This window comes from Kitasatospora cheerisanensis KCTC 2395, from assembly GCF_000696185.1.
GTDB classification, from domain to species: domain Bacteria; phylum Actinomycetota; class Actinomycetes; order Streptomycetales; family Streptomycetaceae; genus Kitasatospora; species Kitasatospora cheerisanensis.
In genome coordinates, this window is the sequence record NZ_KK853997.1 from 1,795,782 (window position 1) to 1,817,869 (window position 22,088).

Consider the following 22,088-nt stretch of genomic DNA (forward strand, 5'->3'; position numbering starts at 1 on the left):
CGCGGCCAGCGCCAGCACCGCGCAGGAGCCCGCCACCAGCAGCGCGCCCCGGCGGAACACCCGGGCGGCCGCGCCGATCTCCTCGGTGCCCCGGGTCGCCCGCACCTGGAGGACGATCACCAGCGCGGTGTTGACCAGCAGACCGCCGGCCGCCATCCAGCGCGGCGCGTCGGTCTCCCGCACCACCCACAGCGGCACCCCGACCTCGATCATCACGAACTGCAGCGTGATCACCGCGTTCAGCCCGGTCATCGCCAGGTAGCGCCCGTCCCGCAGCACCGCCAGCACGCCGCCCTCGGCCTTCGCCCGCGCGGCCTGCTCGGCGGTGCGCCGCGCGACGGGCACCAGCGCCAGGTACATCGCGGCGATCACCCCGTAGGTCGCGCCGTCGAACACCAGCGCCGTCAAGTACGCGCCCCGGGTGTCGAGTTGCAGCACCGCGGCGGCGGCGACGGTGCCCAGCCCGAGGCCGATGTTGGTGACCGAGCGCAGGTACGCCCGGCCCGCCACCCGGCCGTCCACCGGCAGCACCTCGGCGAACAGCGCACCGCGCACCGCCGAGCCGCCCCGGTCGGCGGCGGCCAGCAGGCAGGCCAGCACGGCGAACGCCGCCAGGTCGCGCACCAGCACGTACCCGACCGTGCACAGCCCCTGCGCCACCAGCAGCACCACCAGCACCGGCTTCGGCCCGTACCTGTCGGACAGCCAGCCCGCCGGCACGCCCGCCGCCAGTCCGACCGCCCCGCGACGGTCAGCACCACGCCGACCTGCGCGACCCCGAAGCCCAGGATGCGGGTGAAGAACAGCACCGACAGGGTCATCGTCAGGCCGTTGCCGACCGTGTTGACCAGGGTGATCACGGACAGCCGGCGCAGCACCGGGTCCTGGGGCAGCAGCCGGGCGAACCGGCTCGGGGCATGGCTGGGCGACGCGGCCTCGTCGGCCGCGAGTTCAGTGGCGGTCATGACCCGATCAGACCGGGTACGGAACGAACGTGGTATTGATTTAGCCCGGGCCTGAATCCACCGGCCCGAACTGGGGGAACACCATGGTGCTGCGGTTCCGGCTGGGCCTGGCCGACCTGGCGTCCACCTTCTTCGCCTGCTCGCCGCTGCAGGAGACGGTGCTGAGCCTGCGGATGTGGACCCACCCCGGCCAGTACCCGCACGGCCCCGCGTTCGAGGCGATGCGCCCCGCCTTCGAGGCGCTGCCGGCCGCGCCGCTGCTGCGCGCCCTGGTCGCGTCCAACAAGTACGTGCCGGACTTCCTGACGCCCCGTCCGAGCGTCCCGTTCCCGGAGTTCCGGGCCGAGCTGGCCCTCGTCCGCGCCTTCGAACCGGCCCGGCTGCGGGGCGAGTTGGAGGTGACCTTCCTGCCGCACGACCGGGCGGTCCCGCCGCTGCTGGCGGCCTTCGACGACCGGCCCGCGGAGCTGGTCCGGCGGATCGCGGACGCCCTGGAGCAGTACTGGACGCGGGTGCTGGAGCCCCTCTGGTGGCCGCGCGCCCGCTCGGTGCTGCACGCGGACATCGTGCACCGCTCCCGGGTGCTGGCCGAACGCGGCGCGGCCGGGCTGTTCGCCGGCCTCGACCACCGCCTCAGCTGGTCGGACGGGGTACTGACGATCGAGCGGAACTGGGGCGACGGCGACCTGGACATCGCGGTCGACCGGCGCGGACTCGCCCTGCTGCCGACCTGCTTCGCCCGCGGCGCGATCACCGCGATCGGCCCGGACCTCACCCCGTCGATCAGCTACGTGGCGCGCGGCCAGGGCAACCTGAACGGTCCGGCCGACCCGCCACCCGCGCCGCAGGCCCTGGAGCAGCTGCTCGGCACGCCCAAGGCCCGCCTGCTCGCGCTGCTCCGGGAGCCCACCGCCACCACCGAGCTGGCCCGCCGGCTGGGCGTCACCGCGGGCGCCGTCAGCCAGCACCTGTCGGTGCTGCACGCCACCCGCCTGGTCACCCGCGCCCGGCACGGCCGCCTGGTGCTGTACGCGCGCAGCCCGCTCGCCGAGCAGCTGCTCGGACCCTGACGGCGCGTCAGCAGAACGCCATCACCGCGCCGGTCTCCACCGAGTGCCGGGCCGCCCGCATCAGCTGGAGGCAGATGAACGACTCGGTGCCGTACCGCCGCCAGGGCTCCGGGCCGGTGTCCTCGCCCTCGAGCGCGCCCTCGACCTCCGGGCCGTCCGGGTCCAGCCCCTCCGGCAGGCCGAGCGCCTCGGCCAGCGCCCGCAGCTCGGCCAGCAGCCGCACCGAGGAGCCGAGCGCGCCGCCCGACAGCTCCTCGTCGACCAGCACCGGCCCGAACTCCACCGGGACGTAGTAGCCCTCGCAGTCCGAGTGGTGGATCAGGTGGTCGAACGGGCCGGCCGGGTCGTCCGGTATGTCCTCGTACATCCGCTGCAGCACCGGGTCCTGGCTGGCCCGTTCGCCCTCCGCCAGCGGCTCGGGCAGCCGCCCGTCCGCGGCCAGGTGCGCGGCCAGGCGGCGCAGCGTGTGCAGCCCCGAGTACCCCCACACCCGGTCGCCGAACTGCTGCCCCTCCAGCGGCTCCTGCCAGGCCGGCAGCCCCTCGCGCTCCAGCACCGCGCGGATCGTCGCGCACTCCCCGCGGAACCAGTCCGCCGTGTCCTCCTCGGCGCCGATCAGCGCGCCCACCACCACATCGAGTCCCATGCCGAGCATCCTGCCAGCCCGGACCGACAGCCGTGGATCATGGTCCCGACGCCGCGTCAACCCCCGTCCGGTATAGACCTGTTGACGAGTTGGTCCAGTCCACTTACCCTCCTGTTGCCGGCTCCAGGCACCCCTGTACGGAATCCCCCACACCAGACAGGGAGTACCGATGCACGTCCGCTCCAGGCAATGGCTCAGGGCCCGCCTGCTGGCTCTGCTCGCCGCACTCGCACTGCCGATCGCCCTGCTCGCCGCCACCCCCGCGCACGCCGCGGCCAAGCTCACCGCCACCTTCACCAGCGACAACTACGGCTCCTGGTGGAAGGGCACGTTCGTCGTCAAGAACCCGAACGCGACCGCCGTCACCGGCTGGACGCTGGAGTTCGACCTGCCGTCCGGCGTCACCATGACCGGCACCTACAACGGCACCGCCACCACCACCGGCAGCCACGTGGTCGCCACCAACGCGTACTACAACGCGACCGTGCAGCCGAACGGCTCCACCGAGCCGTACAGCTTCTGGTTCATCGGCAACGGCCCGATCAGCGCGCCGCTCAACTGCCGCGTCAACGGCGACAAGTGCGACGGCACCCCGGACGTCCCGCCGACCGCGCCCGGCGCCCCGACACTGGTCGACGCCACCGCGCACACCCTCGCGCTGAGCTGGACGGCCGCGGGCAAGGGCGACTTCCCGGTCGCCTCCTACGACATCCTCAACGGCTCGACGGTGCTCGGCTCCGCGACCGGCCTGTCCACCACGCTCACCGGCCTCACCCCGGCCACCACCTACACGCTGAACGTCCGCGCCAAGGACACCCGCGGCAACACCGGCCCGCTCAGCGCCCCGGTCTTCTTCTCCACCGTCGACCCGGCCACCGACACCGTGCCGCCCACCGCGCCCGGCAACCTGCGCTCCACCGGCGTCACCTCCACCAGCGTCTCGCTGGCCTGGGACGCCGCCACCGACAACAAGCGGGTCGCCGCGTACGACGTCTACCAGGGCGGCGCCCTGGTGCAGACCGTCACCGGCACCACCGCCACCGTCGGCCAACTCTCCCCCGCCACCCCGTACACCTTCGCCGTCAGGGCCCGCGACGCCGCCGACAACAACTCCCCGGCCTCCAACGCCCTCACCGTCACCACCGGCGACCTCGCCGGGCCCGGCAAGTACTCCCGGGTCGGCTACTTCGTGCAGTGGGGCATCTACGGCCGCCAGTACTTCGTCAAGAACCTCGACACCTCCGGCAGCGCCGCCAAGCTCGACGTCGTCAACTACGCCTTCGAGAACATCGACCCGGTCAACCTGACCTGCATGGCCGGCGTCACCAAGGGCACCACCGCCAACCCGCAGGACCCCGACCAGGGCACCGGCGCGGGCGACGCCGACGCCGACTACGCCCGCCCGATGAGCGCCGCCCAGTCCGTGGACGGCGTCGCCGACGACGGCTGGTCGCCGCTGCGCGGCAACCTCAACCAGCTCAAGAAGCTCAAGGCCAAGTACCCGAACCTCAAGGTCGTGGTCTCGCTCGGCGGCTGGACCTACTCCAAGTACTTCTCCGACGCGGCCGCCACCGACGCCTCCCGCAAGAAGCTCGTCTCCTCCTGCATCGACATCTGGATCAAGGGCAACCTCCCCTCCTACAACGGCGCGGGCGGCCCCGGCACCGGCGCCGGCATCTTCGACGGCATCGACCTCGACTGGGAGTGGCCCGGCTCCCCCGACGGCCACCCCGGCAACCACTGGTCCACCGCCGACAAGGCCAACCTGACGCTGCTGCTCGCCGAGTTCCGCCACCAGCTCGACGCCCTCGGCGGCCCGCACAAGCTGCTCACCGCCTTCACCCCCGCCGACCCCGCGAAGATCGCCCAGGGCTGGGACCTCTCGCAGATCTTCCAGTACCTCGACATCGCCAACGTCCAGGGCTACGACTTCCACGGCTCCGGCAGCGACAACTCCTGGGAGCCCAACCGCACCGGCCAGCAGGCCAACCTCCACGCCGACCCCGCCGACCCCTACTCCTTCCACTTCTCCGTCGAGAACGCCGTCAACACCTACCTCGACGCCGGCGTCAACCCCCGCAAGCTCACCATCGGCTTCCCCTTCTACGGCCGCGGCTGGCAGACCGTCACCGACGGCGGCGCCCACGGCGCCTGGCAGGCCGCCGGCGGCGCCGCGCCCGGCCAGTTCGCCGAGGAGGCCGGCACCCGCGGCTACAACAACCTGATCACCTCGGTGCCCAACCTGACCGTCTACCACGACCCGGTCTCGGTCTCAACCTACGGCTACACCGGCAACGGCGGCCAGTGGTGGACCTTCGACGACGCCTGGTCCATCGGCCAGAAGACGGCCTGGCTCAAGTCCAAGAACCTGCTGGGCGCGATGGTCTGGGAGATGTCCGGCGACACCCCGTCGGGCACCCTGATGAACGCCCTGGACACCGGGCTGAAGTAACCCCCCGTCAGGGGCGCGGGGAGCCCCCCGGACCCCAACCCCCGCGCCCCGTACGACAACGGACCCGCCCGGGGAGGAACTCCCTCCCCGGGCGGGTCCGTGCGTGCCGCGGCCCTCGGGGTCAGCGGCCGGCGACCGAGGCCAGCTTCCGCGCGGCGCGGTGGTCCCGCATGATCTGGGCGAAGGTGGTGTGCCCCTGGGTGGTCCGGGCGAAGGCCCGCCACGCGGGGGTGATCAGCGAGACGGCCGCGTGGAACAGGTGCGGGCGCTTCTCGAAGGAGGCGAGCATGATCTTGCCGGCGCGCATCTCGACGCCCAGGCCCGCCTTGATCGCGAAGGAGTAGTTGAGCGCCTGCCGCCGCACGTCCGCCGCCCCCGACGCCTCGGCGACCTGCACCGCCCACTCGCCGGCCAGCCGGCCCGACCGCAGCGCGTACGAGATGCCCTCGCGGGTCCACGGCTCCAGCAGTCCGGCCGCGTCGCCGGCGACCAGCACCCGGCCGCGGGACAGCGGCGAGTCCTCGGCCCGGCAGCGCGTCAGGTGCCCGGACTCGACCAGCGGCGTGAACCCGGAGAGGCCCAACCGCGCGATGTAGTCCGCGAGGTACTGCTTCGTCAGTTCGCCCTGCCCGCGCGCCGAGATGACGCCCACCGTCAGCGTCCCGGAGTCGGTCTTCGGGAACACCCACCCGTACGAGCCGGGCAGCGGGCCCCAGTCGAGGTGGATCCGGCCGGCCCACTCGCGGGAGACGGCCTCGGGGACGGGGATCTCCGCCTCCAGGCCGAGGTCGATCTGGTCGAAGGAGACGCCGACGTGACGGCCGATCCGGCTCGCGGAGCCGTCCGCCCCGACCACGGCCCGCGCCTCGACGCGTCCGCCGCCGGCCAGCGTCACGAAGACGGTGCGGCTGTCGCCGCCCTGCTGTTCGACGCCGGTCGCGGTGACGCCGGTGACCAGCACCGCGCCGGCCTGCTCGGCGGCCTGCACCAGGCGCAGGTCGAACTCGTCCCGGTTGACCACGCCGAACAGCATCCGCTTCGAGCGCCGGGTGCGCGTCCACTTGCCGTTGAGCGCGAAGGTGACGGCCGAAATCCGGTCCTGCAGCGGGAGCTTGAAGTCCGCCGGCAGCGAGTCGCGGGACGGCCCGATGATGCCGCCGCCGCAGGTCTTGTAGCGGGGGTGCTCGGCCTTGTCGAGCAGCAGCACCCGCCGGCCCGGCTCGCGGCCGCGTACGCCGCGGAGGACCCGGCCGGTCCGGCGCCGACCACGACCACGTCCCACACCCCGTCGAGCAGCGCGGACCGCTCGGCGTCGGCCTCCGCGTCCACCCCGGGGCCGGCGTCGTCGCCCGTCCTCGCACGTTCCGCCGGCGCCCCGTCCGAGGCCGCGTCCGACGCCCCGTCACCGGCGTCGTCGGCAGGGGCCGCGACCGGCTCGACGGGGTCCAGGTCCTGAGTGCTACCGGTGTCAGTCACGGTCGCCCATCCTAATCTCCCCGCCCCTGCCGACAGCCAGGACCCGCCCCCGCCGGGCCGCACTCCCCGCACCGGCGCCCGCCGCTGCCCGCCGCAGCCCCGCGAACCGGCCCGCCCCCTACCGGCTGTGACGACTCAACCGCAGGTCAAGGCCTTGCCAAGGGCGTCCCGAACCGCTTCAGTAAGGGGCATGCCGCACATCGCGCTCCCCGCCCCCACCCCGGAATCCGGGGCCTGCTCGCCTTCAACCCCGCGTCCGGCCTCCGCCTGAGCGAACTCGCCGAACAACTGCTGCGCGGCGACTCCCCGCTCTCCGTCGGCGAACGCGAGCTGATCGCCGCCTACGTCTCCTCCCTGAACTCCACCCGCTACTGCGCGGCCGCGCACGGCGCCACCGCCGCGCACCGCCTGGACGGCGACTTCGACCTGGTCGAGGCCGTCCAGACGGACCTGGCGACCGCGCCGGTCTCCGACCTGATGCGGGCGCTGCTGGAGATCGCCGGCAAGGTCGCCGAGAGCGGACTGTCCGTCACCGAGCAGGACATCGCCGCCGCCCGGGCCCTCGGCGCGGACGACGACACCATCCACGACACCGTGCTGATCGCGTCCGCGTTCTGCATGTACAACCGCTACGTCGACGGCCTCGCCGCCATCACCCCGGACGACCCGGCGGTGTACCGCATGATCGGCGCGCACCTCTCCGACAACGGGTACCTGCCCGGGCCCGGCGAGTAGCCGCCCCACCTCCCGCCGCCCGGACCTCCGTCCGGGCGAGCGGCCCGGCCTGACGGTCCCTCAGAACTTTGCCACGAAGCGGTCGAGTTCGGCCCGCGACTGGAACGACACCTTCATCCGCAGCGGCCGCCGGCGCCCGGGCAGCCGCAGCCACAGCGAGTTCCAGCCGGTGCCGTGCTTGACCCTGGCGACCAGCCCGGCCGCCTCGGCGAGCGGCACGACGTGCAGCACCTTGCGCGGCCCGCCCGCGTTCCGCGGCCCGCTCAGCACGTACACCGAACGGTCCGTCACCACCAGGTAGTACGCCTGCAGGAGCATCAGCCCGAGCAGCGGTCCGAGTGTGGCCATCAGCCAGACGACGCTTCCGCCCACGGCCAGCACCACCAGCCGCGGCCGCTCGGTCTCGTCCATCCGCAGCACGGCCCGCCGCGCCTCCGAGATCTGCGCCAACTTCTGTTCCATCACACGTCCTTGTTCTGCCGAGGCCCCCCGCGCACCTCGCGGGACGCAGCCGCAGAGACTATCCGCCCGGCCGGGGCCGGTTCCACGCCGCCCCCAGGACGGTCGCCCCGACGGCCAGCCCCGCGCCGCCGCCGAAGCACGCCTCGTCGACGGCGCCGCGCTCGCCGCGCCGCACCCGTCCGGCCGCGCCCGCCAGCGTCGCGGCGGCGAGCAGCGCCGCGACCCGCCGGTCCGCCGCCCGCCACGGGCCGGCGTGCCGGGCCAGCGCGGCCAGTCCGAGCAGCGAAGTGCCGTACTGCAGGCCGGTGTACAGCGGCACGCCGGCCACCCGCCGCTCCAGCACCGGCAGCGCCCGGACGCCGGCCCGGCCGTGGTGGGTGAACGCGTCCCACCCCAGGTGGCCGGCCGCGCCGACGGCCAACGTCCCCGCCATCAGGGCGAGTTCGCCCGCCCGGGGCCGGCCGGCGGGCACCACCCCGGTCCACCCGCCGGGCACGGCCGCGGCGAGCGGCCGCCGCCACAGCCCGTACCAGCCGGCCACCAGCCCGGCGCCGATCGCCACGTCGACCGTCCCGGCGGCCCACCAACGGTGCGTCAGGCCGCCGTGCCGGTACGCCCCGGGCAGCACCGACTCGGCGAAGAACGGCACGTCGGGCGCCATCGACCCGGCGACCAGCCCGGCGGCGACCAGCGCGCCCTTCCGGCGGGCCCGGCCCAGCACGGGCAGCACGGCCGCGACATGGCTCAAGGTGAACGGCATGCGCCCATGCTCGCAGGCCCCGGCCCGGACGTCCGGCGCCGCGCGGGTCAGCGCGCCGACGCGGCCCGGTGGCGGCGGGCCGGCCGCCCTCCAGGTAGCGCAACTCGCCCTCGCCGCGGGCCTCCAGGGCCGCCAGCAGGCGCCGCATCCGCGCCGCCGGGAGCATGTCCGCGGCCTCCCGCAGGGTCGCGAAGTGCCAGTCGCGGAGCTCCCCGGCGGGCAGCCGCAGCCGCAGCACCTCGGACGGGCCGAGCCGTCCGCCGTCGTAGACGAGCCGCAGGCCGCCGCGTCCGCGGCCCTGCCCGGACTCCCAGTCGACGGCGAGCAGCCGCAGTTCCTCGGGGCGCAGCCGCAGGCCGAGCTCCTCGGCGGCCTCCCGGACGGCGGCGGCGGTCGGCGACTCGCCGCGCTCGACGACGCCGCCGGGGAACTCCCAGTGCGGCTTGTACGCGGGGTCGACGAGCAGCACCCGGTCCCGGTCGTCGAAGAGCAGCACGGCGGCGGCGACGGTGTCGCCGTCCCCGCCCTCGGTGCGCACGATGGGGCAGCGCGCGCCGCCGCAGCGCACCAGTTCGGCGATGCGCTCGGCGGTCTGACGGGGGGTCAGCACCCCGTTGTCGATCATGCGGGCGTCGCCGGCCAGCCAGCCGCGGGCGGCCAGGTAGGCGGGCAGCGTCTCGCGGCCGCGCTGCCGCTGCCGGGCGGTGGCCTCGGCGTCGCCGGGGACGTCCTCGCGGGTGGCGATCCGGGCCCGCAGGATCGTTTCGACGGGGTCGAGGACGACGTGGTGGACGGGCAGGCCCCGGCCGGCCAGCGAGCCGAAGATCTCGTCGCGGTACTCCTGGCGCAGCAGCGTCATCGGGACGAGGACGGGGCCGGCCGCCTCGCAGGACAGCGCGGCGGCGGTCTCGGCGACCAGCCGCCGCCAGGCGGGCAGGTCCTGGATGTCCGTCACCTCGGCGAGGTGCGCGGCCGGCAGGGTCGCGCGCAGCAGTGCCGCGACGGTGTCCGGCTCGAACAGCACGCTTCCGGGCAGCAGCCCGGTCAGCTCCCGGCAGGTGCTCGTCTTTCCCGCACCGAATGCCCCATTGACCCAGACGATCACAGCATCCCCTGCCCCTCCGCACAGGCCCGGCGGCTCCGCCGGGCAGCGCGGGGCACCGGCCCCCACGCCACCCCACTGGTACCCACTCCCCGGGCCCCTGAAAGGAGTCTGTTACGCCTCCAGGTCGAGCAGTTGCTTCTTCAGCACCTTGCCCATCGCGTTGCGCGGCAGGTCGTCGACCAGGACGACCCGGCGCGGGCGCTTGTGCACGGACAGCCGGCTCGCCACGAAGTCGATCAGCTGAGGGCCCGTCAGTTCGGGGTGCTGGGCGACCACGTAGGCGACCACGGCCTGGCCGAGGTCCTCGTCGGGCGCGCCGACCACGGCGGCGTCGGCGACGCCGGGGTGGTCGCGCAGCGCGGCCTCGACCTCGCCGGCGCCGATCCGGTAGCCGCCGCTCTTGATCAGGTCGACGGAGGCGCGGCCGACGATCCGGTGGAAGCCGTCGGGTCCGATCACGGCGACGTCGCCGGTGCGGAACCAGCCGTCGGCGGTCCAGGACTCGGCGGTGGCCCCGGGCCGGCCGAGGTAGCCGTCGAACAGGGTCGGGCCCTGGATCTGCAGGTCGCCGACGCTCTCCCCGTCGTGCGGCGCGGGCTGCCCGTCCTCGCCGATCAGACGGGTGCGCACGCCGGTCAGCGGCACGCCGACCGCGCCGGGCCGCCGTTCGCCGTCGGCCCGGGTGGCGACGGTGATCAGCGTCTCGGTCATGCCGTACCGCTCGGCGGGGGCCTGGCCGGTGAGCGCGCGCAGCCGCTCGAAGACCGGGACGGGCAGCGGCGCGCTGCCCGACACCAGCAGCCGGGCGGCGGCCAGTTGCCGGGCGGCGTCGGGGTCGGCGGCGATCCGCGACCACACGGTGGGCACGCCGAAGTACAGGCTGCCGCCGGCGGCGGCGTACCCGGCGGGGGTGGGCCGGCCGGTGTGGACCAGGCGGCTGCCGGTGCGCAGCGCGCCGAGCACGCCGAGCACCAGGCCGTGCACGTGGAACAGCGGCAGGCCGTGCACCAGGACGTCGTCGGCGCTCCACTGCCAGGCGTCGGCGAGGCCGTCGAGTCCGGCGGCGACGGCCCGGCGCGGGATCAGCGCGCCCTTGGGGGCGCCGGTGGTCCCGGAGGTGTACAGCACGAAGGCCGTCCGGTCGGGGTCCTCGGCGGCGGGCCGCCAGGGGCCGGAGGCGCGGTCGGCGAGCCGGACCGGCAGGGCCGCCGGGCCGCCGGCGTCCTCGGGCAACCGGGTGCCCGCCAGCAGGGTGGCACCGCTGTCGCGCAGGATGTGGGCGCGCTCCAGCGGCCCGGAGTCGGGCGGCACCGGCACCACGGGGACGCCGGCCAGCAGGCCGCCGACCACGGCCGCCACGGTCTCCGGCTCGGGGCGGGCCAACACCGCCAACGCGGGTGCGCCGGCGGCCCGTTCGGCGACCGCTCCGGCGGCGCGCAGCAGCTCCTCCCGGGACAGCGCCCGGCCGTCCACCACCACCGCGTCCGCGCGGTCCCCGTACACGCCGTCCAAAGCCGTCAGCAGTCCCATGCCGCCCGACTCTACGAGCCCGGGCGGGCGGAGTACACCACGACACCCTTCCCCTGGCGGGCCGTCAGTGCCCGTGCTGAGCTGGGGCGTTACCGAACCACTCCGGTTCCTTTACCGAATCCGGTGGCCGACCGGAACCATCCCCACCGCCCGTCTCGGACTATGGCCGGTCCCCGCCGGTGCCGATGGGATAGGGGTCGCCCGGCCGGTCGTGCCGGGAACCGTCTCTTCGAGGAGTCTCCTTGGGCATGCACCCCGCCACCGCGGGTCCCCGACGCTCCAACGCGCTGCGGGCCGCCGCGCTGCTCGCCGTCGGTGCCACCGCCCTGACCGGCGCCACCGCGACCGCCCGCACGGCGGCCGACCTGCACCTGCCGGCCGCGTTCCACCTGCGCCCCGCCTCGGCCGGGCACATCGACGCGCTCGGCCGGGTCGCGCCGATATCGACGTCGGACTGCGTGTCGCAGATCGGCATCCACTGCTACTCGCCGCTGCAGTACCGCCAGGCCTACAACCTCGACCCGCTGTACCGGCAGGGCGTCACGGGCAAGGGCCGCACCATCGTGATCGTGGACTCCTTCGGCTCGCCGACCATCCAGCACGACCTGGAGGTGTTCGACAAGCAGTGGGGCATCCCCGACACCCAGGTCGAGGTGGTCAAGTGGGGCGACGTCCCGCCGTTCGACCCGACCAACGGGGAGCACACCGGCTGGGCCGGCGAGACCACCCTCGACGTCGAGTACGCGCACGCCGTCGCCCCCGACGCGCACATCGTCCTGGTGGAGACCGGCGTCGCCGAGACCGAAGGCGTCACCGGCCTGCCGGAGATGATGGACGCCGAGAAGTCGATCGTGCAGCACCGCGACGTGGACGTGATCTCGCAGAGCTTCGGCGCGACCGAGAACACCTTCCCGGGCTTCGACAAGGGCGACTTCAAGTCCATCGAGAGCCTGCGGTACGCCTTCCGCTTCGCCGCCGCCAAGGACGTCACCGTGCTCGCCGCGTCCGGCGACAACGGCGCCACCGACGCGATGGAGAACGGCAGCGACCTGTACCCGTACCGGGTCAACTCCTGGCCGTCCGCCGACCCGCTGGTCACCTCGATCGGCGGCACCCAGCTGACCCTGGACAACGACGGCCGCCGCACCGCCCCGGACAAGGTCTGGCACGACGACTACGGCGCGGCCGGCGGCGGCGTCTCCGCCGTCTTCGACCGCCCCTGGTACCAGGCGGGCGTGGCCGGCGTGACCGGCAACCACCGCGGCACCCCGGACATCTCGATGAGCGCGGCCGTGGACGGCGCCGCCTGGACGTACGAGTCCTACGACCCCACCCGGGTCGGCTGGCACCTCACCGGCGGCACCAGCGAGGCCACCCCGATCTTCTCCGGCATCGTGGCGCTCGCCGACCAGCTCGCCGGGCACCGCCTCGGCCAGCTCAACCCGCGCCTGTACGCGCTGGCCGCGCTGCCCCCGCAGTGGAGCGGCATCACCGACGTCACCGAGGGCGACAACTCCTGGGACGCGGTGACCGGCTACAAGGCGGTCAAGGGCTACGACCTGGCCTCCGGCCTCGGCACCGTCGACGCCAACCGCTTCGTCCACTCCCTCGCCGGCCGCTGACCCGGCGGCCCCGACGGCGGAAAAGGGTGCGGCCCCCGGGACAACTCCCGGGGGCCGCACCGCTGTTCAGCGCCGACAGATCAGCCCTTGCGGGCCTTGACCTCGCCGGTGAGCTGGGGGAGGACGTTGAAGAGGTCTCCGACGACGCCGTAGTCGACGAGTTCGAAGATGGGGGCTTCGGGGTCCTTGTTGACGGCGACGATGGTCTTGGAGGTCTGCATGCCGGCGCGGTGCTGGATGGCGCCGGAGATGCCCGCGGCGATGTAGAGCTGCGGGGAGACCTGCTTGCCGGTCTGGCCGACCTGGTTGGTGTGGGGGTACCAGCCGGCGTCGACCGCGGCGCGGGAGGCGCCGACGGCGGCGCCGAGGGCGTCGGCGAGGTCCTCGACCACGGAGAAGCCGTCGGCGGCGCCGACGCCGCGGCCGCCGGAGACCACGATGGCGGCCTCGGTCAGCTCGGGGCGGCCGGTGGACACCCGCGGCGTGCGGGAGGTGACGGTCGCGGCGTTGCCGGTGAACGCCACGGTCACGTTCTCGACCGCGCCGGCGGCGGGGGCGGCCTCGGGGGCGACGCTGTTCGGCTTGACGGTGATGACCGGCGCGCCGGTGGTGACGGCCGACTTCACCTGGTAGGACGCGGCGAACACCGACTGCGTGGCGACCGGGCCGTCCGCACCCTGCTCGACGTCGACGGCGTCGGTGATGATGCCCGACCCCAGGCGCAGGGCGGTGCGGGCGGCGACCTCCTTGCCCTCGCCGCCGGAGGTGACCAGCACCGCGGCCGCGCCCGCGGCCTTCGCGATCTGGGTGAGGGCGTCGACCTTGGGAACGACGAGGCGGGTGGCGAACTCCTCGCCGTCGGCGACGTAGACCTTCTCCGCACCGAACTCGGCGGCCTTCGCGGCGATCGCGGCGGCGGCGTCGCCGGCGCCCAGCACCACCGCGGAGGGGGCGCCCAGGCGGCGGGCCAGCGTCAGCAGCTCCAGCGCGGGCTTGCGCACCGCGCCGTCGGCGTGGTCGACCAGGACCAGGATCTCACTCATTGACTAACTCCAAACCCTTCGATGGTTCCTGGCGGCCCGTCAGATGAACTTCTGCTCGGCGAGGTACGCGGCGAGCTGCTTGCCGCCCTCGCCCTCGTCGGTCACGACCTGGCCCTGCGTGCGGGCCGGACGCGCGGTGATCTCCGCGACCTTCGTCCACGCCCCGGCCAGACCCACCGCACCGGCGTCGATGCCCAGATCGTCCAGGTCCAGCGACTGCACCGGCTTCTTCTTCGCCGCCATGATGCCCTTGAACGACGGGTAACGCGCCTCACCCGACTGGTCGGTCACCGACACCACCGCCGGCAGCGCCGCCTCGACCAGCTCCGTCGCCGCATCGCCGTCCCGACGACCCGACACCACACCCCCGGCCACCGACACCTCCGACAGCAGCGTCGCCTGCGCCACGCCCAGGCGCTCGGCCAGCAGCGCCGGCAGCACGCCCATCGTGCCGTCGGTGGAGGCCATGCCGCACACCACCAGGTCGTAGCCGGTCTTCTCCAGCGCCGCGGCGAGGACCGCCGACGTGCCGATCACGTCCGAGCCGTGGATGTCGTCGTCGTTGACGTGCACGGCCTTGTCCGCGCCCATCGACAGCGCCTTGCGCAGCGCGTCCTTCGCGTCGTCCGGCCCGACCGTCAGCACCGTCACCTCGGCGCCGTCGTTCGCCTCCGCGATCCGCAGCGCCTGCTCGACGCCGTACTCGTCCAGCTCCGACAGGAGGCCGTCCACGCCCTCCCGGTCGGTGGTGGCATCGTCCGCGAAGCGACGGTCACCGGTCGCGTCGGGCACGTACTTCACACAGACAACGATCCTCAAGCTCACGGCCTGCTCTCCTGTTACTGGTCCGATCCGGCGGCTGCGGCTGCGTCCACGCGCACCGAGCGTTCTCGGCGACACGCGCGGGGTCCGCGGTCCGGGCGGCGCGCGCCGGTGCCCACTCCGGAACTCCCCGGCAGCATACTCACGAGTAGCCCAGCCGTCACTACTCGCCAGTAGCTTACGCTGCCCGCAGGTCCGGCCGGGCACCGTGCCACCGCCTTGGCCCATCCTGCCCCAGGCCGACCCGACTGCCACCTGACCGGGCGACAGATCGCCTGTGAGATTGAACGCTCGGCCCCCTCGTTCGGACCCCCGCCCGGACCCCGAGCAGGCCCTACACGGCCTCGCCGAGCGCCGCGATCACGTCCGCCCGGCGCGGCTGCCCGGCCGCCCGGCGCACCACCCGGCCGCCGGCGTCCAGCACCAGCACGGTCGGGGTGCGCAGGATCTCCAGCCGCCGCACCAGCTCCAGCTGCGACTCGGCGTCCACCTCGACGTGCGCCACCCCGTCCACCATCCCCGCCACCTCGGCGAGGGTGCGGCGGGTGGCCCGGCACGGCTGACAGAAGGAGGTGGAGAACTGCACCAGCGTCGCCCGCTCGCCCAGCGGCGCACCGAGCTCCGCACCGGTGAGCCGCACCGCCCCGTCCTTGCCGCGCATCCGCAGCCTCCCGTCCCGCACCTTGCGCACCACGCCGAACGCGCCGGCGGCGGCCAGCACTCCCAGACACACGATCAGTCCGATCACCGCTCCAGTGTGACAAACCCGGCCCTGGGCCGGGACGCCCCGTCCCGGTAGCATCGGCGCCGTGAACGCCCGCACCCCGCACCCGACGCCCCGGCTGACCTGCCGCCGGGTGATCGACCTGTGCCGGGCCGGCGCCACCCGCTGTCGCTGACCGCCCGTCCCCGACGCCCCGTCAGCCCACAGCACCCCTTCCCGGAGCCCCTCCGTGCAGATCGACCCGCGCGGCCCGCGTTTCGCCGCCGTGCTCACCTCCGCCGTCCTCGCCGCCTCCTTGATCACCGACAGTGGCGTCCTGCTGGCCGTCCAGGCCCTGGTCTTCGCCCTCGGCGCCGCCGGCCGCTCCCCGTACAGCCTGCTGTTCCGCGCCGTGGTCCGGCCCCGGCTCGCGCCGCCCGCCGAACTCGAGGACGCCCGCCCGCCGCGCTTCGCCCAGTGCGTCGGCCTCGCCTTCGCCCTGTTCGGCCTGCTCGGACACCTGACCGGCACCGCCTGGCTCGCCCTCGCCGCCACCGGCCTGGCCCTCGCCGCGGCCTTCCTGAACGCCGCCTTCGACTACTGCCTCGGCTGCGAGTTCTACCTCCTGCTGCACCGCGCCCGCCCCCGCCCGGGCACCTGACGGCCGCGCCGCCACGGCGTCCTCCGACCCTCCGACGGGCTCCCCGTCCGGGCCCGCCGGGGCGCGGGCGTGACAGACCGTGCCCGTTCGGGGGATCATCGGTGGGAAACACCCGTGGCCGCCGCGGCGTGCCGCGACCGTCGGCCCTGCCACCACGCCCCGGGCTCCACCGGAACGGGCACCAAACCCGTGGAAGTAGGACTGACCGTGGCAGAGTTCGTGTACCCGCCGGTGATCCGCGCCGCGCTCACCGCATTCAAGGCGCTGGACCTGCGGATCTCCATCGTCGGGGCCGAGCACGTCCCCGCCACCGGCGGCGCCGTCCTGGTCAGCAACCACATCAGCTACCTGGACTTCATCTTCGCCGGCTTCGGCGCGTACCGGGTCGGCCGCCGCAAGACCCGCTTCATGGCCAAGGACGACGTGTTCCGGCACAAGGTCTCCGGGCCGCTGATGCGCGGCATGAAGCACATCCCGGTGGACCGCACCGACGGCCAGCCCGCCTACGAGGCCGCGGTCAAGGCGCTGCGCGAGGGCGAGGTGGTCGGCGTCTTCCCCGAGGCCACCATCAGCCGCTCCTTCATGCTGAAGAAGTTCAAGACCGGCGCCGCCCGGATGGCCGCCGACTCCGGCACCCCGCTGCTGCCCGTCATCCTCTGGGGCACCCAGCAGCTGTGGACCAAGGGCCGCCCGAAGACCCTGACGAAGCGTCACGTCCCGGTCACCATCATGATCGGCGAGCCGATCCACCTCACCGAGGCCGACCGGCCCGTGATGGTCACCCGCCGCCTGCGCGCCGCCATGACCGAGATGCTCGACCGCGCCCAGCGCGAGTACCCCGTCAAGCCCGCCGGCCCGGACGACGCCTGGTGGCTCCCCGCCCACCTCGGCGGCACCGCCCCCACCCCGGAGCAGGCCGAGGCCGAGGACGAGGCGGAGGCCGCCGCCAAGGCCGAGCGCCGCGCCGCCCGCTGACCCACCGTATCCGCTGCCCGGTCCGGCTCCTGGACCGGGCAGCGTCGTATCCGCAGCCCTTCGGAACGGGGCGTCGGCCTCAGCCGCCGAACCAGCCCGCTCCCCCGGAACGGACTTATCGGCCTCAGCCGCCGAACCAGCCCGCCGCGTCCAGCCGGAACCCGGTCGGTCCGGTCAACCGGGCGATGCCGTCCTCGAGTTCGCGCAGTCGCTGCTCGCCCAGCGCCGCCGCCCAACGGCCCCGGATCTGCTCGAACACCGCCGCCGACCGGGCCAGCAGGTCCAGCCCGTGCGGGGTCAGCCGCACCACCTTGCGCCGCGCGTCGCCCGGGTCGTCGACCCGCTCCGCGTAGCCGAGCGCCTCCAGCCGGTCGACGGTCTTCCCGGCGGCCTGCTTGGACACCCCCAGCCGGCGGCCGATCTCGCTCGCCGTCGCGCCCTCCGGCCCGATCGCCTGCAGCGCGAAGCCGTGCGCGGGCCGCGCCTCGGGGTGGCCCTGCCGGGCGAGTTCGGCGTGCAACTCGTCGATGATCGTGCGGAATCCCGCGAACAGCAGCAGCGGAAGCTCGAAGCCGTTGCGCAGATCGACAACCTGGTTTACGTTTTGGTCAACCACGTTGTCCATTCTAGGACGCGCAGCCGCGGCACGCCCCCGGCCGCCCCGGCACGCCTCCGACCACCCGAAAGGGACCGCCATGTCCGGCGCCACCAGCACCGCCCCGCACTTCCCCGACCTCACCCCCGACACCGCCCCGCCGGCCGCCCGCCGCCCCCTCGAACAGATCACCCGCCACCTCGGCTACCTCCCGAGCGCCGCCGCCCGCCTCGCCCACTCACCCCAACTCCTCGACGGCTTCCTCAAGTTGACCGCGCTCTTCGACGCCACCGAACTCGACCCGCTGGTCCGCGAGACCGTCGTGCTGACCATCGCCACCCGCAACGGCTGCCACCTCTGCGTCGCCATGCACACCGCCCAGCTCACCCGGCTCGCCGCCGCACCCGAACTGATCGCCGCCCTGCGCGCCCAACAGCCGCTACCCGACGCCCGCCTGGAGGCCGTCCGGCGCTTCGTCCACTCCGCGCTCGACCACACCGGCGCCGTCCCCGAGACCGACCTCGCCGACCTGCTCTCGCACGGCTTCACCTCCCGCAACGCCCTGGAGATCGTCCTCGGCATCGGCGCCTACACCCTCTCGACCTTCGCCAACCGCCTCACCGACGCCCCCGTCGACCCCCAACTCGCCCCCTTCGCCTGACCTTCCGCCCCAGGCCGGTACGCTCCCCCGGTGACCGACCGCGGCCTCGCCCTCCCCGCTCTCCGGCACCAGCTGGTGACCGCGGTCCTCACCCTGGCCGCCCCCGGCCTCCAGGACGCCGGCTTCGACCCGGCCCCGCACCTGCGCACCCTCCTCACCGAGGCCTGCGACGCCGCCGCCCCCACGCCCTGGCTCGGCCACACCCTCCGCACCCCCGAGGAGGCCGCCCGCACCGCCGACCTCGGCGCCGCCGTCGAGACCCACCTCGCCGCCCTCCCGCCCGACCCCACCCCCGCCGACCACCTCCGCTCCCCCACCTGGCACCCCGTCACCACCGCGGCCGCCCGGCTCGCCCGCCTCCTGGTCCACAACGACCACCACGCCGGCTGAGACCGTCAGGGAGCGGGACGGGCGGTGCAGGTCGGGTCGGTCCGCGGCAGGCGGCCGTCGGCGAGATAGGAATTGACGACTCCGTCGACGCAGGCGTTGCCGTAACTCCCGTACAGGCCGTGCCGGTCGGCGCCTTCCAGGGTCACCAGCCGGCTGCCGGGAAGCATCGCGCGCAGGGCGACGGCACCGCGGTGCGGGGCACGCGGGTCTCCGGTGGCCGAGAGGATCAGCGCCCGGGTGTCCCGCCCCACTTCGACGGGGGCCTCGCGCGGGCGGTCCCCGAACGTGCAAGGCGTGACGTTCTCCACCAGCGGTGCGAACAGCGGGTGTTCGGCCCGGCGGGCCTCGATCCGGCGCCAGTACTCCTCGGGGTCGTGCGACGCCGCCCCGTCCGCGCACAGGATGGCCTGCGACACGCTGCCGGACGGTGAGGACTGCGCGCCGAACAGGAACCGCAGCAGCGCCGCGGTCGCGTCCGACGGGGTGACCGGCAGACCGGCCGCGGCCCGGCCCAGCATCGCCAACTGCTCGGCCAGCGCCGCCCGTTCGGCCTCCGAATCGCCCGCCAGCCCGGCGTACACCAGCACCGGGACACGCGTGTCGTCGAGCATCACCGCCTCCGGCCCGCCGCCCACGACCAGCGGACGGACCGCGGCCGCCCGGACGGTCGCCCACACCCCCGCCTCGACCTCCGCCCGCGTCCGACCGAGCCCCCACTCCGCGTCGCGGGCCGCCGCCCAGTCCGCCCAGTCGCCGAACGCCCGCTCCAGCTCCGGAAGTTGATCCGGCAGCAGGGCCGGCCCCACCCGCCGCGGATCCAGCGCACTGTCCAGCACCACCCGGTCGACCCGGCCGGGAAACAGCCGCGCGTACGCCGTGCCGAGGTACGTGCTGTACGAGACCCCGAGGTACGAGATCCGCCGCTCGCCGAGCGCACCCCGGATCACGTCCAGGTCCCGCGCCGAATCGCGGGTGCCCGCGTACGGCAGCAAGTCCCCGACCGCCGAGCGGCACCGGGCCGCCAAGTCCCGCTGGAAGACCACCTGCCGGTCGAACGCCGCCCGGCCCACGCCGGCCGAAGCGACGCTGAACCCCACCGGCCACCCGCAGTCGATCGCCCCGCTCCGGCCGACGAACCGCAGGTCCACCCCGACCAGGTCGTACCGGCCCGCCGTCTCCCCCAGCGCCGCCCGCACCCGCACCGGCGCGCCGAGCGAGGGGCGCCCGGGCCGCCGTCGTTCAGCAGCAGGACGCCGATCCGGTGCCGGGCATCGCTCGCGGCGATCCGCGACAAGGCCACCCGGACGGTGGGCCCCGACGGGTGGTCGTGGTCGAGCGGCACGGTGACCTCCGTGCACCGGGCTCCCGCCTGCTCCAGCGCGGCGCCCTCCTGGTCGTCCGGGCCCAGCAGGCAACTGCGCCAGTCCAGGTGCTGCCGGTGGAAACGGTCGAACCCCCGGCCGGGCTCCTCGGCACCCGCAGTCCCCGCCACGGAGGCCGCGAACAGCGCGGCCACCGCCAGCAGGGCCCGCCCGGCCCGCGACCTGCGGCCCGCCCGACGGGCACCTGAGTGGGCACGGTCGGCCATGACGCCTCCTCGGTGCGGTCGGCCCGGCGGCCGCGAGCCTCCGGACGGAAGCGCGCGACCTGTCACGCCGTCAGGATCGCCTCTCCCGGCCGTCCCCGGGCCGCCGACACACCCCCGGCCCCTCGGAACGTCCTCACCGCCCCGCTCGCGCCATCCCCCTGACACTCCGCCACCCGCTCCGCACCGCCCGCCGCACCGAGTACGAACTCCCCTGCCCAGTCCGGAAGTTGCTTCACTCCCCTGCTGGCCCAGCGCGAACACCGACGGGTCGAACGGACACGCCGCGGACGCGCCGGTCACGCAGCGGGCCCCGACCGCCATCCGGCCGGGGCCCGCCCATCCGCGCTCAGCGCCCCGGCCCCTCGGCCCGGCCCTCGCCCGGCAGCGTGTCGGGCAGCACGAACTGCGGGTTCTCGATCAGCCCGACCACCGCCCCGGACGGCTCCACCACCGTCGCCACCCGGATCCCGCCGCCGACCTCCTGCACCTCGGCCCGGACCGTCGCCCCGGCCGCCACCACCCACTTCAGCGCCGCATCGACGTCCCTGACACCCCAGTACGTCACCGGCCCCACCGCCGGATCGCCGTTCGGGTCGAGCGCCAGCTCGTACCCCCCGACGTTGAACCCGACGTAGAACGGCTCGTCGAAGTACGGCTCGATGCCCAGCACCGACGACCACCACGTCTTCGCGGCAGCCAGGTCCGGCGCGGGATAGATCACTGTCCGAAGACCCAGGAACACGTCAACGCCCTTCCGCAGCACCCTTGTTCTTCCGAACGCGAGCGTAGAGCCCGGCTACGACAACGCCGCCCCACCACGCCGGGAGTCTCACCCCAGCTGCGGCAGCACCTCCGCAGCCACCCACTCCATCGCCTGCTCCACCTGCTCCCCCGCCACCGGCAGCCACAGCGTGCAGTCCGTCAGGCCCGCTTCGGCCAGCTCCCCCAGCTCGGCCACCACGCTCCCCGCCGTCGCCGCCGCCCCGCCCAACGGCCGCCCCGGAGCCTCCACCACCGCCTCCGCCCCCGGCGGCGTCAGGAACACCGCCGCCGCCAGGGCGAACCGCTCCACCTCCACCTCCTCCCCCAGCCGGCGCCGGACCCGCGACACCTCTGCCGCATCCACCCCCGTCCCGTACCAGCCGTCCCCGTACCGGGCCGCCCGCCGCAACGCCGCCTCGCTGTGCCCGCCCACCCACAGCGGCGGCCCGCCCGCCGTTACCGGTGCAACCCCCAGCCTCGCCCCGCGCACGCTCGTGAACCGTCCTTCGAACTCCGCCGGCCGCGACGCCCACAACGCCCGCGCCGCCCCCAGGTGATCGTCCGTCCGCGCGCCCCGCTCCCGCACCGGCACCCCCGCCGCCGCGAACTCCTCCGGGTTCCACCCCGTCCCCACCCCCAGGACCAGCCGCCCGCCCGACAGCACGTCCAGGGTCGCCGCCTGATTGGCCATCACCACCGGCCGGTAGTACGGCACCACCAGCACCGAGGTCAGCAACCGCACCCGCGACGTGGCCCCCGCCACCGCCGCCAGCAGCACCAGCGGATCGGCGTCCAGCCCGAACCCGCTCTCCAACACCCGGTTCCCGACCGCCACATGATCGAACCCCAACCGCTCCGCCGCCTGCGCCGCCCGGAGCACCCCCCGACCGTCCCCCGCCGGCCACCGCGGCTGAAGCGAAACCCCGACACGCAACCCGGACATGGCAGCACACCCCTCCGTAGACCACCCGACGCCATGCCCCAACCGCGCGCCCGCTGCCGTTTCATCCCCGCAGGTCACCGCCGGGTCGCCAGGTCGCTCCGTCTTGCGGCCGAAAAGCCCGG

Annotated in this window: 20 protein-coding genes and 2 pseudogenes; 8 read left to right on the forward strand and 14 right to left on the reverse strand. The window is 74.6% G+C overall.

Going from position 1 to position 22,088, the window contains the following annotated elements; all coding sequences use genetic code 11:
- Positions 1–732, reverse strand: a 732-nt coding sequence (locus tag KCH_RS08100; protein WP_157032390.1) for an MFS transporter, incomplete at its 3' end; no start/stop codon positions are given.
- Between the two features lie 316 nt (positions 733–1,048).
- Here KCH_RS08100 and KCH_RS08105 point away from each other — a divergent pair.
- Positions 1,049–2,035, forward strand: a complete 987-nt coding sequence (locus KCH_RS08105; protein WP_208865929.1) for an ArsR/SmtB family transcription factor — start codon at positions 1,049–1,051, stop codon at positions 2,033–2,035.
- 7 nt (positions 2,036–2,042) lie between these two features.
- Here KCH_RS08105 and KCH_RS37070 read toward each other — a convergent pair whose 3' ends face one another.
- Positions 2,043–2,681 (reverse strand): hypothetical protein, encoded by a 639-nt coding sequence (locus KCH_RS37070; RefSeq protein ID WP_051652873.1) that lies wholly within the window; start codon positions 2,679–2,681, stop codon positions 2,043–2,045.
- A 169-nt stretch (positions 2,682–2,850) separates the two neighbouring features.
- Between KCH_RS37070 and KCH_RS08115 the strand changes: the two genes are divergently transcribed.
- Positions 2,851–5,133 (forward strand): glycosyl hydrolase family 18 protein, encoded by a 2,283-nt coding sequence (locus KCH_RS08115; RefSeq protein WP_035860735.1) that lies wholly within the window; start codon positions 2,851–2,853, stop codon positions 5,131–5,133.
- A gap of 121 nt (positions 5,134–5,254) precedes the next feature.
- Here the strand turns inward: KCH_RS08115 and KCH_RS08120 are convergent.
- Positions 5,255–6,609 (reverse strand): annotated as a pseudogene (locus KCH_RS08120) (geranylgeranyl reductase family protein).
- A 291-nt stretch (positions 6,610–6,900) separates the two neighbouring features.
- Between KCH_RS08120 and KCH_RS08125 the strand changes: the two are divergent.
- Complete coding sequence (locus KCH_RS08125) at positions 6,901–7,344, forward strand: carboxymuconolactone decarboxylase family protein (protein WP_341865476.1); 444 nt, start codon at positions 6,901–6,903, stop codon at positions 7,342–7,344.
- 60 nt (positions 7,345–7,404) lie between these two features.
- Here the strand turns inward: KCH_RS08125 and KCH_RS37075 are convergent, their stop codons facing one another.
- The 4 genes and pseudogenes from KCH_RS37075 to KCH_RS08140 all read right to left on the reverse strand — a co-directional run bounded on the left by KCH_RS37075 (position 7,405) and on the right by KCH_RS08140 (position 11,201).
- Entirely contained in the window at positions 7,405–7,806 is a 402-nt protein-coding gene (locus KCH_RS37075; protein WP_051652875.1) for a hypothetical protein, read from the reverse strand.
- A gap of 58 nt (positions 7,807–7,864) precedes the next feature.
- Complete coding sequence (locus KCH_RS08130; protein ID WP_051652876.1) at positions 7,865–8,566, reverse strand: DUF4184 family protein; 702 nt, start codon at positions 8,564–8,566, stop codon at positions 7,865–7,867.
- A 76-nt stretch (positions 8,567–8,642) separates the two neighbouring features.
- Positions 8,643–9,671: pseudogene (locus KCH_RS39330) on the reverse strand (NUDIX hydrolase); the annotation flags it as partial.
- 111 nt (positions 9,672–9,782) lie between these two features.
- Positions 9,783–11,201 (reverse strand): acyl-CoA synthetase, encoded by a 1,419-nt coding sequence (locus KCH_RS08140; RefSeq protein WP_035860738.1) that lies wholly within the window; start codon positions 11,199–11,201, stop codon positions 9,783–9,785.
- A gap of 248 nt (positions 11,202–11,449) precedes the next feature.
- Between KCH_RS08140 and KCH_RS08145 the strand changes: the two genes are divergently transcribed.
- The gene (locus KCH_RS08145) at positions 11,450–12,823 is read left to right on the forward strand and encodes a S53 family peptidase (RefSeq protein ID WP_035860741.1); all 1,374 of its coding nucleotides are present in this window, start codon (positions 11,450–11,452) and stop codon (positions 12,821–12,823) included.
- 80 nt (positions 12,824–12,903) lie between these two features.
- Here KCH_RS08145 and KCH_RS08150 read toward each other — a convergent pair whose 3' ends face one another.
- From KCH_RS08150 to KCH_RS08160, 3 genes are all read right to left on the reverse strand, one after another.
- Positions 12,904–13,866 (reverse strand): electron transfer flavoprotein subunit alpha/FixB family protein, encoded by a 963-nt coding sequence (locus KCH_RS08150; RefSeq protein ID WP_035860744.1) that lies wholly within the window; start codon positions 13,864–13,866, stop codon positions 12,904–12,906.
- A 39-nt stretch (positions 13,867–13,905) separates the two neighbouring features.
- Entirely contained in the window at positions 13,906–14,691 is a 786-nt protein-coding gene (locus KCH_RS08155) for an electron transfer flavoprotein subunit beta/FixA family protein (RefSeq protein WP_425268744.1), read from the reverse strand.
- A gap of 331 nt (positions 14,692–15,022) precedes the next feature.
- Positions 15,023–15,436, reverse strand: coding sequence for a TlpA family protein disulfide reductase (locus KCH_RS08160; RefSeq protein ID WP_035860754.1), 414 nt, complete (start codon positions 15,434–15,436; stop codon positions 15,023–15,025).
- Between the two features lie 205 nt (positions 15,437–15,641).
- Between KCH_RS08160 and KCH_RS08165 the strand changes: the two genes are divergently transcribed.
- Both KCH_RS08165 and KCH_RS08170 read left to right on the forward strand, forming a co-directional pair.
- Entirely contained in the window at positions 15,642–16,052 is a 411-nt protein-coding gene (locus KCH_RS08165; RefSeq protein ID WP_035860757.1) for a DUF4395 domain-containing protein, read from the forward strand.
- A 207-nt stretch (positions 16,053–16,259) separates the two neighbouring features.
- Entirely contained in the window at positions 16,260–17,027 is a 768-nt protein-coding gene (locus tag KCH_RS08170) for a lysophospholipid acyltransferase family protein (RefSeq protein ID WP_035860760.1), read from the forward strand.
- A gap of 124 nt (positions 17,028–17,151) precedes the next feature.
- Here KCH_RS08170 and KCH_RS08175 read toward each other — a convergent pair whose 3' ends face one another.
- Complete coding sequence (locus tag KCH_RS08175; protein ID WP_035860762.1) at positions 17,152–17,652, reverse strand: MarR family winged helix-turn-helix transcriptional regulator; 501 nt, start codon at positions 17,650–17,652, stop codon at positions 17,152–17,154.
- A gap of 70 nt (positions 17,653–17,722) precedes the next feature.
- Here KCH_RS08175 and KCH_RS08180 point away from each other — a divergent pair, with 70 nt between their 5' ends.
- Both KCH_RS08180 and KCH_RS08185 read left to right on the forward strand, forming a co-directional pair.
- On the forward strand, positions 17,723–18,283 hold the full coding sequence (locus KCH_RS08180) for a carboxymuconolactone decarboxylase family protein (RefSeq protein ID WP_035860764.1): 561 nt from the start codon (positions 17,723–17,725) through the stop codon (positions 18,281–18,283).
- Between the two features lie 30 nt (positions 18,284–18,313).
- Positions 18,314–18,673, forward strand: coding sequence for an SCO4402 family protein (locus tag KCH_RS08185; protein WP_051652877.1), 360 nt, complete (start codon positions 18,314–18,316; stop codon positions 18,671–18,673).
- Positions 18,674–18,678: 5 nt separating this feature from the next.
- On the opposite strand, the gene KCH_RS08190 is transcribed toward KCH_RS08185, so the two are convergent.
- From KCH_RS08190 to KCH_RS08200, 3 genes are all read right to left on the reverse strand, one after another.
- On the reverse strand, positions 18,679–19,869 hold the full coding sequence (locus tag KCH_RS08190) for an alpha/beta hydrolase (protein ID WP_244305231.1): 1,191 nt from the start codon (positions 19,867–19,869) through the stop codon (positions 18,679–18,681).
- Positions 19,870–20,607: 738 nt separating this feature from the next.
- A complete protein-coding gene (locus KCH_RS08195) occupies positions 20,608–20,982 on the reverse strand; it encodes a VOC family protein (protein ID WP_244305232.1) in 375 nt (124 codons plus the stop codon).
- Between the two features lie 108 nt (positions 20,983–21,090).
- A partial coding sequence (locus KCH_RS08200) for a TIGR03619 family F420-dependent LLM class oxidoreductase (protein WP_341865355.1) occupies positions 21,091–22,088 on the reverse strand: 998 nt, incomplete at its 5' end.

What these genes read in the sequence shown, in the direction of transcription:
- KCH_RS08105 (WP_208865929.1), top strand. Translation starts at nt 1,049, where the DNA reads ATGGTGCTGCGGTTCCGGCTGGGCCTGGCCGACCTGGCGTCCACCTTC.
- KCH_RS37070 (WP_051652873.1), bottom strand. Translation starts at nt 2,681, where the DNA reads ATGGGACTCGATGTGGTGGTGGGCGCGCTGATCGGCGCCGAGGAGGAC.
- KCH_RS08115 (WP_035860735.1), top strand. Translation starts at nt 2,851, where the DNA reads ATGCACGTCCGCTCCAGGCAATGGCTCAGGGCCCGCCTGCTGGCTCTG.
- KCH_RS37075 (WP_051652875.1), bottom strand. Translation starts at nt 7,806, where the DNA reads ATGGAACAGAAGTTGGCGCAGATCTCGGAGGCGCGGCGGGCCGTGCTG.
- KCH_RS08130 (WP_051652876.1), bottom strand. Translation starts at nt 8,566, where the DNA reads ATGCCGTTCACCTTGAGCCATGTCGCGGCCGTGCTGCCCGTGCTGGGC.
- KCH_RS08140 (WP_035860738.1), bottom strand. Translation starts at nt 11,201, where the DNA reads ATGGGACTGCTGACGGCTTTGGACGGCGTGTACGGGGACCGCGCGGAC.
- KCH_RS08145 (WP_035860741.1), top strand. Translation starts at nt 11,450, where the DNA reads ATGCACCCCGCCACCGCGGGTCCCCGACGCTCCAACGCGCTGCGGGCC.
- KCH_RS08150 (WP_035860744.1), bottom strand. Translation starts at nt 13,866, where the DNA reads ATGAGTGAGATCCTGGTCCTGGTCGACCACGCCGACGGCGCGGTGCGC.
- KCH_RS08175 (WP_035860762.1), bottom strand. Translation starts at nt 17,652, where the DNA reads ATGGACAACGTGGTTGACCAAAACGTAAACCAGGTTGTCGATCTGCGC.
- KCH_RS08180 (WP_035860764.1), top strand. Translation starts at nt 17,723, where the DNA reads ATGTCCGGCGCCACCAGCACCGCCCCGCACTTCCCCGACCTCACCCCC.